We start from the raw sequence: 14,496 nt of genomic DNA, 5'->3' as shown, positions 1-14,496 counted from the left end.
GAGGTACCCGCGCGTGTTCGAACGGATCGCCGTCGTCAACCGTGGGGAGCCCGCCGTGCGGCTCATCCGGGCGGTGCGGGAGCTCGACGCCGAGCACGGGACGCGGACCCGGGTGATCGCGCTGCACACCGAGGCCGAGCGCCGGGCCACCTTCGTGCGCGCCGCCGACGAGGCGGTGCTGCTGGCCGACACCGGCGCGGTCAACCCCTACCTCGACCACGCCGAGCTGGGCCGGGCGCTGCGGGTCAGCGGTGCCGACGCGGCCTGGGTGGGCTGGGGCTTCGTCGCCGAGGACCCCGCCTTCGCCGAGCTGTGCGCCGACCTCGGCGTCACCTTCGTCGGGCCGCCGCCGGAGGCGATGCGGCTGCTCGGCGCCAAGATCGAGGCCAAGGTGCTCGCCGAGCGGGTCGGCGTGCCGGTCGCGCCGTGGAGCGCGGGTCCCGTGGCCGACCTCGACGACGGCCGGCGGCACGCCGAGGCGATCGGCTACCCGCTCATCGTCAAGGCCCGCAGCGGGGGCGGCGGCCGGGGCATCCGCGTCGTCCGCGCGCCCGGCGAGCTGGCCGAGGCCCTCGAGCGCACCCGGTCGGAGGCGGAGAAGAGCTTCGGCGACCCCGTCGTCTTCATGGAGCGGCTGGTCGAGGGCGGCCGGCACGTCGAGGTGCAGGTGATCGCCGACTCCTACGGCACCGTCTGGGCGCCCGGCGTGCGCGACTGCTCGGTGCAGCGGCGCAACCAGAAGGTCATCGAGGAGTCGGCCTCACCGGTGCTGTCCCCCGAGCAGGACGCCGCGCTGCGGGAGTCGGCGATCGCGCTGGTGCGGGCCGCCGGCTACGTCGGCGCGGGCACCGTCGAGTTCCTGTACCAGCCGCAGGAGCGGCTCACGACCTTCCTCGAGGTCAACACCCGGCTGCAGGTCGAGCACCCGGTCACCGAGGCGACCACCGGCCTGGACCTGGTGAAGCTGCAGCTGCACGTGGCCGCCGGCGGCCGGCTCGAGGGCGGGCCGCCGCCGGCCACTGGGCACGCGGTGGAGGCGCGGCTGACCGCCGAGGACGCCGAGCAGGGGTTCGCCCCCGCGCCCGGCCGCGTGGAGCTGCTGCGGCTGCCCACCGGCCCGGGCGTCCGCGTGGACACCGGCCTGGGCGTCGGCGACGTCGTCCCGCCGCAGTACGACTCGATGATCGCCAAGGTCATCGCCTGGGGCCGCGACCGGCCCGAGGCGCTCGCCCGGCTGCGCTGCGCGCTGCGGGAGACCACCGTCGTCCTGCGCGGCGGGGCGACGACGAAGTCCTTCCTGCTCGACCTGCTCGACCGCCCCGAGGTGGTCGAGGGCACCGCCGACACCGGCTGGCTCGACCGCGCCGGCGTCGTCGGCGGCGACCGCGGCGCCGGGGACGCCTGGGTGGCGCTGGTGCAGGTCGCCGTCGACATCGCCGTCGCCGAGGAGCAGCGCGAGCGGATCGCGTTCCTGGTCTCGGCGCGCGGTGGCCGGCCGCGGGCACCGCACGAGGTGGGCCGCACCGTCGAGCTCGGCGTCCGCGGGCAGGTGTACCGGCTCACCGTCGCCACGGTGGGCCACGACCGCTACCGGGTCGGTCTCGACGGCCGCGTCGTCGACGTCGAGGTCGACCGGCTCGGGCCGCTGGAGACCCGGCTGGCCGCCGCGGGCCGGCGCTACGCGGTGGTCGCCGTCGAGGCGCCCGGCTCGTCCCTGGTGGAGGTCGACGGGGTCACCCACCGGGTCGGCCGCGACGTCGGCGGCGTGGTCCGCGCACCGGCCCCGGCGGTGGTCGTCGCCGTCCGGGCCGCGCCCGGCGACGAGGTCGAGGCCGGCGCGCCGGTGGTCGTGCTGGAGAGCATGAAGATGGAGACGCCGGTGCGGGCGCCCTTCGCCGGCCGGGTGCGCGAGGTGCGGGCGGCGGTGAACAGCCAGGTCGACGCCGGCGCGCCGCTGCTGCTGCTCGACCGGGCCGGGGGCGACGTCGAGGAGGCCACCGGCGAGCGGGTGGCGCTGCCCGGCGGCGACGACAAGCCCGAGGGCGACCCCCGCGCGCGGGCGCTGTCCCTGCTGGCCGAGCTGCGGGCGCTGGTCACCGGCTTCGACGTCGGCGCCGGGCACGCGCGGCGGCTGGTCGCCGAGTACGCCGCCACCCGCGACGAGCTGCCCGCCGACGACGCCCGGCTGCTGTCGGCCGAGCTCGACGTGCTGGTCACCTTCGCCGACCTCGCCGAGCTCTCCCGCAACCGGCCGGCCAGCGAGGAGGAGGAGGCCGACACCCAGGTCCACAGCCCGCGCGAGCACTTCCACGCCTACCTGCACTCCCTCGACGCCGAGCGGGAGGGGCTGCCGGAGGCGTTCCGCGCGCGGCTGCGGCGGGCGCTGGCCCACTACGGCGTCGCCGACCTGGAGCCGGGCCCGGCGCTGGAGGAGGCGGTGCACCGGGTGTTCCTGGCCCAGCAGCGCACCGCCGAGCAGCTGCCCGCCGTCTCGGCGCTGCTGGAGCGCTGGCTGACCGCCGACCGGCTGCCCGACGGCCGCTCGCGCGGCGAGATCGGTGAGGTCCTCGACCGGCTGGTGCTGGCCACCCAGCTGCGCCACCCCTCGATCGGGAACCTGGCCCGCGCCGTCCGCTTCCGGCACCTCGAGGAACCGGTCGTGCGGACGGCCCGCCAGGAGGTCCTCGACCGGGCCGCCCGGCTGCTCGAGGAACTCGACGAGGCCGGCGCGCGCGGGGACACCGCGGAGAGCATCCGGCGGATGGAGGCGCTGGTCGCCAGCCCCGAGCCGCTGGTCCGGCTGCTGGCCCAGCGGCTGTCCCGCACGACGACCGTCCCCGACCCGGTGCTGGAGGTCCTCACCCGCCGCTACTACCGCAGCCGCAACCTCGAGGACGTCCGGTCGACCCTGCTCGACGGGGACACCTCCGTCACCGCCGAGTACGCCCTCGGCGGCGACCGGCTGCACCTGCTGGCGCTGATGACCCGCGCGGCGCGGCTGCCGCAGGCGCTGGCCGCGGTGGCCGGCGCGGTGGCCCGGCTCGCCGACCCGGGGCAGACGGTCGTGGACCTCTACGTGGAGTGGCCCGACCGCCCGGCCGACGCCGACGCGCTGTCGGACGCCGTGCGCGACCTGGTCGACGGCGTCCCCGAGCTGCGCGCCGCGCGCCGGGTCACCGTCACCGTCGCCACCCCCGACGGCGGGCCCGACGGCGGCGAGGTGGAGACGCTGACCTTCCGGCCGGGGGAGGACGGCCGGCCGGCCGAGCAGCGGCTGCTGCGCGGCCTGCACCCGCTGACCGCCCGGCGGCTGGACCTGTGGCGGCTGGAGGCGTTCGACGCCGAGCGGGTGCCCTCGCCGGAGGACACCGTGCTGCTGCACGTCACCGCCCGCGACCATCCCAACGACGAGCGGTTCATCGCCCTGGCCGAGGTCCGCGACCTGACGCCGGTGCGCGACGAGCACGGGGAGGTCGTCGGGTTCCCCACCGTCGAGCGCCAGCTGCTGTCCTGCCTCGACGGGCTGCGGCGCGCCCAGTCGCTGCGGCGGTCCCGGCGCCCGCTCGAGCACAACCGCATCCACCTCTACGCCTGGCCCTCGATCGAGGTGCCGCTGGCCGAGGTCGCCGAGTTCGCGCGGACCGCGGCGCCGCTGACCCTCGGCGCCGGCCTGGACCAGATCGTGCTGCTGGCCCGGCTGCAGGAGGAGGCCGGCCGCCCGCCGCGCGACGTGGCGCTGCGCTTCTCCAACGTCCCGGGCACCGGGGTGCGGATGGCGGTCACCGACCGGCCGACGACCCCGCTGCGCCCGCTCGACGACTACACCGAGAAGGTCCTCAGCGCCCGGGCCCGCGGCGCCCCGTACCCCTACGAGCTCAGCACCCTGCTGGCCGGCCCCGGCGGCTCCTTCGTCGAGCACGACCTCGGCGACGACGGCCGGCTGGTGCCGGTGGACCGCCCGCCGGGGCAGAATCGGGCGGGGGTCGTCGTCGGGCTGGTGAGCACGCCGACGGAGCGCTACCCGGAGGGGATGACCCGGGTGGCCCTGTTCGGCGACCCCACCCGCGCGCTGGGCACGGTCGCCGAGCCCGAGTGCGCCCGGATCGTGGCCGCGCTCGACCTCGCCGAGGAGCGCGGCATCCCGGTCGAGTGGTTCGCGCTGTCCTCCGGCGCCCGCATCTCGATGGACAGCGGCACCGAGAACATGGACTGGGTCTCGCGCGCGCTGCGCCGGATCATCACGTTCACCCAGGCCGGCGGCGAGGTCAACGTCGTCGTCACCGGCATCAACGTCGGCGCCCAGCCGTACTGGAACGCCGAGGCCACGATGCTCATGCACACCCGCGGCATCCTGGTCATGACCCCGGACAGCGCGATGGTGCTGACCGGCAAGCACTCGCTGGACTACTCCGGCGGGGTGTCGGCGGAGGACAACTTCGGCATCGGCGGCTACGACCGGGTCATGGGGCCCAACGGGCAGGCGCAGTACTGGGCGCCCGACCTCACCGGCGCCCTCGACGTCCTGGCCCGGCACTACGACCACACCTACCGCGCGCCGGGGGAGCGGTGGCCGCGGCCGGCGGGCACCGCCGACCCGCGCGACCGCGACGTGCGCACCTTCCCGCACCGGCACCCCGACAGCGACTTCACCACCGTCGGGGACGTCTTCTCCGCCGAGGCCAACCCGGAGCGCAAGAAGGCCTTCGACATCCGCACCGTGATGCGGGCGGTGACCGACCAGGACCACCCGGTGCTCGAGCGGTGGGCCGGCATGGCCGACGCCGACACCGCCGTCGTGCTCGACGCGCACCTCGGCGGGCACCCGGTGTGCCTGCTGGGCGTGGAGTCCCGGCCGATCCCGCGGCGCGGCAGCCGCCCCGCCGACGGCCCCGACCAGTGGACGGCGGGCACGCTGTTCCCCCGCTCGTCGGCGAAGACCGCCCGCGCCATCAACGCCGCCAGCGGCAACCGGCCGCTGGTCGTGCTGGCCAACCTGTCGGGCTTCGACGGGTCACCGGAGTCGCTGCGCAACCTGCAGCTGGAGTACGGCGCGGAGATCGGCCGGGCCATCACCAACTTCGACGGCCCGATCGTGTTCTGCGTGGTGTCGCGCTACCACGGGGGTGCCTTCGTCGTCTTCTCCGGGGCGCTCAACGAGCAGATGCAGGTGCTGGCCGTCGAGGGCTCCTACGCGTCGGTGATCGGCGGCGCGCCGGCCGCGGCCGTCGTCTTCTCCCGCGAGGTGGACCGGCGCACCGCCGCCGACCCGCGGGTGCGCGAGCTGGAGGCCGCCCTCACCGCGGCCGACGCCGTCGAGCAGGCGCAGCTGCGGTCCCAGCTGGCCACCGTCCGCAGCGCCGTGCGCTCGGAGAAGCTCGGCGAGGTGGCCGCCGAGTTCGAGGCCGTCCACGACATCGAGCGCGCCCGCCGGGTGGGCTCGGTCCACGACATCGTGCCCGCCGCCGAACTGCGGCCGCGTCTCATCGCCGCGGTCGAGCGGGGGATGGAGCGCGCCGTCAGCCGCTGACCCCGACAGGGAGGACCTCCCGTGAACGCCTTCGTCCTGAACCGGCACGGCCGCATGGTGTTCCCCTCGAACGTCATGCCCGAGCTGGACTTCTCCACCCTGGAGACGCTCGACCAGCTCGACAGCGTCATCCGCCGCGACTTCGAGACCAAGGCGCCCAGCGGCACCGAGATCCTGAACAAGGTGCGCACCGGCGCCTACGCGACCCGCTACGACCTCATGCGGGACGTCGCCCTCAACCTGTTCTGGGCCAACCGGTTCTCGATCACGATGTACGACAAGCGGCCCACCCGCTGGGCCGACGTCCCCCGGACCCGCGACGACGTGTTCCTGCCGGTGCTGCGGCCGTGGGAGGACGGCGAGACCAAGATCGCCGCCGTCGAGCAGGCGTACCCGACGCTGCCGGCGCGGTGGGACGCCGAGGTGGAGGACCGGGTCTTCCGGGTCCTCTTCGACGTCTACGGCCACCGCCGGCACCAGGCCACCACGCTGCCGGCGGTCAAGCCCACGGTCGGCGAGTTCCTCGAGCAGTCGGGCGCGCTGACCTTCCGGCTGGCCTCCTACGACCCCGACCACCCCGTCTACAGCTACGACGACATCGTCGACTGCGACGAGGAGGTGCCCGAGCTCGAGGCGCTGCACCGCTGGGCGATGGTGCTGCACAACCAGTACCCCTGGGACCGCTCGCAGGTGGAGCTCGCCGAGGCGGGCGCGCTCCGCGACGACGACTGGGTGGTGGCGTTCCACCCGCGGGACAAGGAGGTGCGCGGGTTCCTGCGCCGGCTGCGCGCCGGGGTCCCGCCGCGGCACGCGCCCGCGCCGCGGGAGTCGCGCCCGCCGGTGCGGCCGTTCCCGGCGGTCGACGTCCGGGCGCGGTTCGCCGTCCGCCCGCGGCTGGAGGCGCTGGTGGCGGTGCACGGCGACCGGGTGTGCAGCAACGAGGACCTGATCCGCAACACCGCCTACAACTGGTCGCCGATGAGCGCCGCGGAGATCGCGGCCAAGACCGGCATCGAGGCGCGCCGCTACAGCTCGCTGCCGCTGGAGGAACTGGCGCTGCAGGCGGCCGAGGGGGCGCTGGCGAAGGCGGGGCGGGAGCCGGAGGAGATCGGGGCGGTGCTGGTGTGCACGTGCACCAGCTCGCGGCTGATCCCGTCGCTGGCCACCTACCTGTGCGGCCAGCTCGGGATGCACCAGGTGTACGCGGCCTACGACCTGATCGCCGCGTGCGCGGGCATGCCGTACGGCGTCGCGGACGCCACCCGGCTGCTGCAGGAGGTGGAGCGGCCGGTGCTGGTGGTCTGCGCGGAGAAGTTCTCGGACAAGATCGGCAACGTCCGGACGTCGCGGATGATCTTCGGGGACGGCGCGGCGGCCCTGGTGGTCGGGCCGGCGCCCGAGGGCAGCGACGGCGACGTCGAGGTGCTCAAGACCTACGCCAGCGGCCCGGCGAGCGAGGTCAACTCGATCCTGTGGCCCAACCCGGAGTTCGACAACAACATCACCGTGTTCGGGCCGCAGGTGAAGGCGCTCGCCGGGCGCTACCTGGGCCAGATGATCGAGGAGCTCGAGCAGCTGCCGGCGCCCGACGGCCGGGACGGGTCGCTCATGGACTCGATCGACCTGATCGTGCCGCACCAGGCGAACAAGACGATGGTGGTGCAGCTGGCCGAGCGGGCCGGGCTGTCGGCCGACCAGCTGTACTTCGACATCGACCAGGTCGGCAACACGTCGTCGGCGAGCATCCCGCTGGCCATCCACGACGCCGTGCGCGACGGGGTCATCACCGAGCCGGTACGGGTGTTCGCGCCCGGCTTCGGCGCGGGTGCCGTGGCCGGGTACGCGGTGCTGCGCGTCGACCCGGCGGTGGTCGCGGTCTCGACGCCGTCGGCGCCGCACGAGCAGGGCGCCGACATGCCGACCCCTCCGCCGTCCGACGAGACCCGGTCGGCCTCCGAGGGCATGCAGGAGGCGTTCGGCTGACCGCCCGCGCCGGGGTCCCGGCCCGGTGTGCGGGACCGGGCCGGGACGTCTGCTCGGGCGGGATCAGAAGGGCGGCGGGTCGTCGGCCGGGTCGGCTGGACCACCGGGTGGTGGTCCGGGGTCGTCCGGTGGCGGGTCGGGCGCTGCTGCTGCCGGGGGTGGGCGCACGCCCGGTGGGCGGGTGGTGCGGGTGATGCCGGAGGGTGTGGTGACCGTCAGGGTGCCGTCGGGGCCCATGACGAAGCGCCAGCCGCGGGCGAAGGTCTTGAGCCGGTGGTGGCTCCGGCACAGGCAGCACAGGTTGGCGCAGTCGGTGGTCCCGCCGTGGGCGTGGGGGAGGACGTGGTCGGCGTCGGCCCAGCCGACCCGCTGGCCGCAGGTGGGGAACCGGCAGGTGCGGTCGCGGGTGCGCACGAAGGCCTGCTGCGCCGCGGTGGGGGTGTAGCGGTCGACCGGGTCGGGCCGGTCGAGGACAACGCACTTGCACCCCTGGTCCGGGTGCCGGTCGCAGCCGCGGGCGGCCAGCCGGCGCAGCCGGTCCAGCGTGCCGGTGGCCCGCAGGGTGCCGTCGGCGTCGGTCAGCGCCACCGTCACCGACCCGCCCTCCGGCGCCCGCACCTCGAGCGCGTCCAGCTCGCGCAGCAGGTCGCGCAGGTGGGCGGCGGTGATCGGCAGCCCGTTGACCTCCCCAGCCTCCTCGCTGTCGCCGGCCAGCGCGGCCAGGGTGGCGATGATCTGCAGGTGCGCGGTCACCGCCGGGCGGGCGGCCTCCCACGGGCGCTGGAGCAGGTCGGCGAACACCACCGTGCGCAGCTCCCCGATCGGCCGCTCATCACCGTCGGCCTTGAGCATCCCGGCGAGAGAGTCGACCAGCGCGTGGCAGGCCGCGGCGACCTCGGCGGGCAGGTCGGCGGCCAGCGTGGCCATCCCCTCCAGCGGCGAGGGGTCGACCCGCACATCGGCGCGCCGCCGCGCCTGCTGCTTGCGCCGGCCCACCGCGTCGGCGTCGAGGTCGAGCAGCAGCGCCAGCGCGCGCTGCTTGAGCCGGCCCACGGTCAGCCCGGTGGCCGCGGGCAGCAGCGCCGCCTCGATCCGGCGGGCGATCCCCGCCGGGGCGTGCTCGAGCACGTCGACCAGCGCCTTGGCGCGGGCCTCGTCGAGGGCGCCGGCGGCCAGCGCCGCCCAGGTGGCGGGCAGGCGCTCCCGGTAGGTCCAGGCCCGGTGGGCCAGGTGGTTGGCGGTGCCCCGGCCGCAGTTGAGCACCACCGCCAGCTCGGCGGTGAAGAACTCCGACACCCCGGCAGCTCGGTGTCCGGCGCCCACGAACCCGTGCGCGCGCCGGGAGTGCCGGGCGCGGGATCCAGGTCATCGGGAGAGTCGTCGGCCAGGCCCAGCACCAGTTCTGCCTTGTACGCGGCGGTCATGGCCTCCAGCTGAGTGACCCGTTGCAGCTCCGCCGCCTTCTGATCCCGCGACAGCAGCGCCACCGGCAGCCGGCGGAACCGCGCGGGCGTCGCGATCACCGCGGCGAGCAGCGCCTGCTCCACCGGCGACCGGTGCTCCGCGACCTCCTCCACGACACCGAACCTACGGAGTGGGTACGACAGAAACGCGACCCTGACCAGCACCGATGCCGATGGGCCGACCGAGCACCGCACAGATCGCGTTCGCGACGTCGTCGGGGTCCTCGTACTCCCAGAACCGCAGCGCCTGCCACCCCAGCCCGGTGAGGACGGCGTCGGCGCGGCGGTCGCACGCCACGTTGCGCGTCCTGACCGGCTGACCGCCCGCGTCGGGCAATGGTGTTGCGTCGCCGTACCGCGGCTTCCTAGCGTCGCGATGCTCTCCCGGGGAGGGGCCCCCGCGGCCCGGGAGCCCGGAACGGAGGTGCGAGCGGATGACGTGCCGCCTCGTGGCGCTGGAGTTCGACGCGATCGACCCGTCTCGTCTCGCACGGTTCTGGGCCGGCGTCCTGGGTTGGGGGAGGGCCGAGGAGCCCTCCGGCGTCGTCGCGCTGCTGCCTCCCGACGACACCGGCTTCGGGTTCCGGTTCGTCCCCACCCAGGAGCCCAAGGTCGGCCTGAACCGCATGCACCCCGACCTCACGAGCACCTCCCTCGAGGACCAGCGGCAGACGGTGGCGCGGGCCCTGGACCTCGGCGGCCGGCACCTGGACGTCGGTCAGCTCCCGGAGGAGGAGCACGTGGTGCTCGCCGACCCGGAGGGCAACGAGTTCTGCGTCATCGAGCCGGGCAACGGCTTCCTCGCCGGATGCGGCTTCGTCGGCGCGCTCGCGTGCGACGGGTCGCAGCAGGTCGGGTACTTCTGGCGCGACGCGCTGGGGTGGCCGCTGGTGTGGGACCAGGACCAGGAGACGGCGATCCGCTCACCGCACGGCGGCCCGAAGATCACCTGGGGCGGTCCGCCCGTGGCCCCGAAGACGGGCCGCAACCGGCTGCGCTTCGACGTCGCGCCGGCCGCCGACGACGACCAGCAGGGCGAGGTCGAGCGACTCCTCTCGCTCGGGGCGACCCGGCTCGACGCCGGACGCAGCGACGCCCACGAGGTGCCGATGGCCGATCCCGACGGCAACGAGTTCGTCGTGCTGCCCCCGGACCGGGTCACCGCCCGCCGCTGAGCAGCCCCTCCACGACGTCGGCGAGCTCGGCCACCGGACGTCGTCCGTCCAGCTCGAGGCCGGCGCCCCGGCGCAGGAGCGGCTCGACCTCCGCGAGGTTGCGCGCGATCTCGGCCCGGTCCTCGAGCGTCCGGCCGTAGGGGTTGCCCGTCCGGGTCCGCACCCGCTCCAGCAGCACGGGGAGCGGCGCGCTGAGCAGCACGACGTGCTCGAAGCGGTCGTAGAACCGGCCCTGGTTCTCGACCGTGCCGGAGACGACCACGTCGGGGTGGGTGTCCAGTAGCCGGCTCATGCGCGGCTCGTCCCACGTGCGGTCGGGGAGCTCCCAGCCGTCGTCGTCGGTGTCCACCGTCCGGTGTCCCCGGCGGCGCAGCTCGTCCAGGAGCGTCGTCTTCCCCGCGCCCGACATCCCCGTCACCAGCACCCGCGCCACCGCGCGCACCGTAGCCGCCCGAGCGGCGGGCCCGGGGAGCGCGACGGCGGACCTCAGGAGGGCACGCGGTCCCGGACGTAGGGGCCCGGCGCCGGCTCCAGCGGCGGGTGGGCCGCGCTGCCCAGCGCGGAAGGCGCCGGCACCTCGTCGCCGGAGTGCTCGACCGCCCAGTCCGACCAGGGCTCCCACCAGCTGCCGGTGTGCTCCTCGGCGGCCGCCCGCCAGGCGTGCGGGTCGGGGCCGGGCTCCCCGCCGGTCCAGTAGCGCGCCTTCGGGTTGCCGGGCGGGTTGACCAGGCTCTGGATGTGCCCGCTGTTGCTGAGCACGAAGGTGCTCGGCCCCGACAGCAGCTGGGTGGTCCGGTAGCAGCCGTCCCAGGGGGTGAGGTGGTCGGTGAGCGCGCCGGTCACGAAGGTCGGGATCGTGATCCGGCTCAGGTGCACCGGCGTGCCGAGCACCCGCAGCGCCCCCGGGGTGACCAGCGCGTTGTCCCGGAAGATCTCGAGGAACTGCTCGTGCAGCCGGGCGGGCAGGTTCGTGCCGTCGGCGTTCCACGCGAGGATGTCGAACGCGGGCGGGTCCTCGCCCATGAGCCACTGCCGCACCAGGTAGTTGAAGACCAGGTCGTCGGGGCGCATCCAGGTGAACACCGAGCCCATCTGCCGGGCGGTGATGACGCCCTGCCGGCGGGAGTTGCGCCGGGCGACCTCGAGCAGCCGCGGACCGGAGAACGCGCCGAGCGGGGCGCGGCTGGCGAAGTCGAGCAGGGTGACGGCGTAGCCGGCGGCGTGCACGCGGTCGTCGCCGGTGGCCGCGAGGTGGTTGAGCGCCGTCGTCATGACCTGCCCGCCGGCGCAGAGTCCGAGGGTGGTGACGTCGGGGGAGCCGGTGACCTCCCGGGCGACGTCGACGGCGGTGACGACGCCCTGCGCGTACTCGTCCAGGCCCCACTCGGCCTGCTTCCGCGTCGGGTTGCGCCAGCTGACCATGAAGACCTGCAGGCCCCGGCTGACGGCGTACTCGACCAGGCTGCGCCCCGGCCGCAGGTCGAGGAAGTAGAAGCGCCCGATCGGCGGCGGGACGATGACCAGCGGGCGCGTCCGCACCCGCTCGGTCGACGGCGTGTACTGGACCACCTCGACGACGTCGTCGCGGTGGACGACGGCGCCCGGGGTGACGCCGAGGTCCCGGCCCACCTCGAAGGCGCTGCGGTCGACCTGGGCGGGCAGCCCGCCGTTGCGCACCAGGTCGCGCAGCACGTTCCGGGCGCCGCGGAGCAGGCTGAGCCCGGCGGTGTCGAACGCCCGCTTGAGCGCCGCCGGGTTGCCGGCCAGCGTGTTCGTGGGGGCCATCGCGCTGGTCAGCGCGTTGAACACGAAGCGCACCTGCTCGACCTCGCGCCAGTCGGCGCCGCCGGCCTCGAAGTCGTCGACGAGGCGGCGCAGGGACGCCGACGCGGCCACGTAGGACTGCGCGAGCCGGCGGTAGCCCGGGTGCAGCGACCACGCCGGGTCGGCGAAGCGGGCGTCCTTCGGGGCGGGCGCGATCTCGTCGGTGCCGCGGAGGATCCGGGCGGCGTCCCGTCCCAGCCGCACCGTCTCCCGCGCGAGCGGGCGGGGCCGGGCGAGGGTGGCCACGACACCGCGGACCATGCCGCGCGTCGTGGGCAGGGGGACCGGCTCGCCGCCCTCGACCGGGACGGTCGTCGCCGCAGGGTCCTCCTCCCGGCTCCGGCCGGGTGCGGGACGCGGGCGTGGTGGTGTCGTCGTCACGGGACCCCCTTGTGAGCCGGATCACACGCCGACGACCGTACCGGCGTCCGCCGGTGCGGGGGAGCCCCGGCCGGGGACCGGCTCCGCCCGGCCACCGCCGGCCGCGGTCAGGCCCCGGCGCCCGCCCGCCGGTGGGCCGCGGCCACGCCCCGGATGGGCAGCCGCACCCGCAGCACCGTCTCGCCCGGCCGCAGGTCGATCGCGATGTCCCCGCCGTGCCGGTCGACGATCCGCCGGGAGATGTCGAGCCCCAGCCCGGTGCCCTGCCCGACCCCCTTGGTCGTGAAGAAGGGGTCGAAGGCGTGCGCCTGCGTCTCCGCCGACATCCCGCCGCCGGTGTCGCCGATCTCCACGACCACCGCCGCCTCCGGCTCCAGGCGGGTGGCGACGCGCAGCGTCCCCGCCTCGCCCATGGCGTCCAGGGCGTTGGTGAGGAGATTGGTCCACACCTGGTTGAGCTCGGCGGCGAGGGCCTCGATGCGGGGCACGCCGGCGCCGTAGTCCCTCACGACGGTCACGTCGGCGGGGATGCGGTGCGCGAGCATCGCCAGGGTGCTGTCGAGCCCCTCGGTCAGGTCGGTCAGGTGCACGGCGGCGCGGTCGAGCTGGGAGTAGGACTTGACCGCCGCGACCAGCTCGGAGATGCGCCGGGTGGACTCCTTGACCTCCGCCAGCAGCCCGGTCGCCGTCAGCGTGCCGGCCACCCAGTCCAGCCCCGCCTCGAGCCGCTCCGGGTCGAGCGCCGCGGCCACCTGCTCGGCCCACGCGACGTCGGCGCCGGCCCCGGCGAGGGTCGGGGCCAGCACCCAGTCGCGGGTCACCCCGCGCTCGGAGAGCCAGTCCGCGAGCTCGTCCTCGCGGTCGGCGAGGGCCATCGGGGCCAGCGGCGGCCGGCTGTCGAGGTCGCGGCGCAGCGCGTCGAGGTGGGTGAACTGCTCGTCGGTGACCGCGGCCGCGGTGAGCCGGCGCATCGCGGCGAGCACGTCGGCGTGGGCCTCGCCGAGGGCGTCGACCGCCCGGGTGGCCGCGGCGGCGGGGTTGTTCAGCTCGTGCGCCAGCCCGGCGGCCAGCTTCCCGAGGGCGGCCAGGGCCTCGCGCTGCCGGGCCATCGTCTCGTAGTTGCGCGCCGACCGGGACACGCCCTCGATGAGGGGCAGGCCGAGCGGGAAGCGCGCGGCCCACAGCCGGCGCAGCTCGTCGGCGGGGACCCGCAGGACCCGCCCGGCCGACGTCGCCCGGCCGGTGGCCAGGTAGGCGCCGTGCTCGTCCCACGCCCGGAACCCGCCCGCCCAGCGCCCGGGCACGTCCATGGTCCCCAGCCGCGTCTCGTCCGGCCCGACGTGGCGGATCAGGTCGATGCAGCCCTGCAGCAGCACCCACCAGGACAGCGCCGGGTGGTCCTCCTCGAACAGGACGTCGCCGCACGCGAACGCGACCTCGGTGCCGGCGTCGAGGAGCGCGCGCAGCTGGTCGTCGTCGCTGCCGGCGAAGAGGCCCAGGCCCCGCAGGTCGTCGAGGTCTGCGGGCATGGTTCCCCCTCCGGTGGCCGGGCGACGCCCCGGAGCATGCTCGCGTCACGCGGTCACCGACAGCCCCCCGCACACGGGACGGCGACGCGTCCCCTCAGACGAGCACGCGCCGCCCGTGGACGCCGTCGGCGGCCTCGGCGGCCAGCAGGATCCGGCGGGCCGGGCGGTAGCGGCCCTCGCGGAGGCTGCGGGCCTTGGCCGGGTGGGTCGCGGCGAGGTGCGCGCTGGCGGCGAGCGCGGCGCTGTTCTCGGCCAGCCCGACCAGGCGGCCGAGCGGGTGGGCGGCGGAGCGGCGGATCAGCCCGGAGATGTAGGGCTCCCCGGGGCGCGGGGTGACCGCGTCGACCGCCTCGACGACGACCTCCGGCACCCCGAGGGTGCGCAGCCGGTGCAGGTCGTAGCGGCGGGCCGGGTCGGGGTGGTCGCGGGTGGCCTCGACGACGTCGCGCAGCAGCCCGGCCATCTCGGCGTGCGGGCCGTACGGGCGCAGCGCCTCGGCGACCGGCCGCAGCGAGGCGAGGTAGAGGTCGCGACCCTGCTCGTCCACCTGCCCCTCGTGCGCCGCCAGCGCGAGCAGGTGCGCGTCGGCGACGGTGAAGGCCACCTCCCGAGGT

At 75.7% G+C, this 14,496-nt stretch carries 9 protein-coding genes; 3 read left to right on the top strand and 6 right to left on the bottom strand.

Features of this window, described 5'->3' with window-relative positions; genetic code table 11:
• Positions 1 to 13 precede the first annotated feature (13 nt).
• Both ACI79O_RS15410 and ACI79O_RS15405 read left to right on the top strand, forming a co-directional pair.
• On the top strand, positions 14 to 5,527 hold the full coding sequence (locus ACI79O_RS15410; RefSeq protein WP_456914587.1) for an ATP-binding protein: 5,514 nt from the start codon (positions 14 to 16) through the stop codon (positions 5,525 to 5,527).
• Positions 5,528 to 5,548: 21 nt separating this feature from the next.
• Positions 5,549 to 7,510, top strand: coding sequence for a 3-oxoacyl-ACP synthase III family protein (locus tag ACI79O_RS15405; protein ID WP_456890385.1), 1,962 nt, complete (start codon positions 5,549 to 5,551; stop codon positions 7,508 to 7,510).
• Between the two features lie 63 nt (positions 7,511 to 7,573).
• Here the strand turns inward: ACI79O_RS15405 and ACI79O_RS15400 are convergent, their stop codons facing one another.
• Together ACI79O_RS15400 and ACI79O_RS15395 are read right to left on the bottom strand one after the other, a co-directional pair.
• Entirely contained in the window at positions 7,574 to 8,806 is a 1,233-nt protein-coding gene (locus tag ACI79O_RS15400; RefSeq protein WP_456914586.1) for an HNH endonuclease signature motif containing protein, read from the bottom strand.
• Between the two features lie 291 nt (positions 8,807 to 9,097).
• The gene (locus ACI79O_RS15395; RefSeq protein WP_456890390.1) at positions 9,098 to 9,271 is read right to left on the bottom strand and encodes a hypothetical protein; all 174 of its coding nucleotides are present in this window, start codon (positions 9,269 to 9,271) and stop codon (positions 9,098 to 9,100) included.
• A gap of 136 nt (positions 9,272 to 9,407) precedes the next feature.
• On the opposite strand from ACI79O_RS15395, the gene ACI79O_RS15390 reads away from it, so the two are divergent.
• Entirely contained in the window at positions 9,408 to 10,148 is a 741-nt protein-coding gene (locus ACI79O_RS15390) for a VOC family protein (RefSeq protein ID WP_456914585.1), read from the top strand.
• On the opposite strand, the gene ACI79O_RS15385 is transcribed toward ACI79O_RS15390, so the two are convergent.
• From ACI79O_RS15385 to ACI79O_RS15370, 4 genes are all read right to left on the bottom strand, one after another.
• On the bottom strand, positions 10,132 to 10,581 hold the full coding sequence (locus ACI79O_RS15385; protein WP_456914584.1) for an AAA family ATPase: 450 nt from the start codon (positions 10,579 to 10,581) through the stop codon (positions 10,132 to 10,134). The two genes, ACI79O_RS15390 and ACI79O_RS15385, sit on opposite strands and share 17 nt — an antisense overlap.
• Positions 10,582 to 10,634: 53 nt before the next feature.
• Entirely contained in the window at positions 10,635 to 12,233 is a 1,599-nt protein-coding gene (locus ACI79O_RS15380) for a PHA/PHB synthase family protein (RefSeq protein WP_456914583.1), read from the bottom strand.
• 227 nt (positions 12,234 to 12,460) lie between these two features.
• Complete coding sequence (locus tag ACI79O_RS15375; RefSeq protein ID WP_456914582.1) at positions 12,461 to 13,882, bottom strand: ATP-binding protein; 1,422 nt, start codon at positions 13,880 to 13,882, stop codon at positions 12,461 to 12,463.
• A 94-nt stretch (positions 13,883 to 13,976) separates the two neighbouring features.
• Positions 13,977 to 14,486 carry a phosphohydrolase gene (locus ACI79O_RS15370; RefSeq protein WP_456890398.1) on the bottom strand — a complete coding sequence of 170 codons (510 nt, stop codon included), beginning with the start codon at positions 14,484 to 14,486 and terminating at the stop codon, positions 13,977 to 13,979.
• Positions 14,487 to 14,496 lie beyond the last annotated feature (10 nt).

It is taken from the genome of Geodermatophilus sp. SYSU D00696, from assembly GCF_054050235.1.
This window is presented reverse-complemented; position numbering and strand designations above follow the sequence as displayed.

Excerpts from the sequence above, each read along its gene's own strand:
- ACI79O_RS15390 (WP_456914585.1), top strand. The coding sequence starts at position 9,408 with ATGACGTGCCGCCTCGTGGCGCTGGAGTTCGACGCGATCGACCCGTCT.
- ACI79O_RS15380 (WP_456914583.1), bottom strand. The coding sequence starts at position 12,233 with ATGGTCCGCGGTGTCGTGGCCACCCTCGCCCGGCCCCGCCCGCTCGCG.
- ACI79O_RS15375 (WP_456914582.1), bottom strand. The coding sequence starts at position 13,882 with ATGCCCGCAGACCTCGACGACCTGCGGGGCCTGGGCCTCTTCGCCGGC.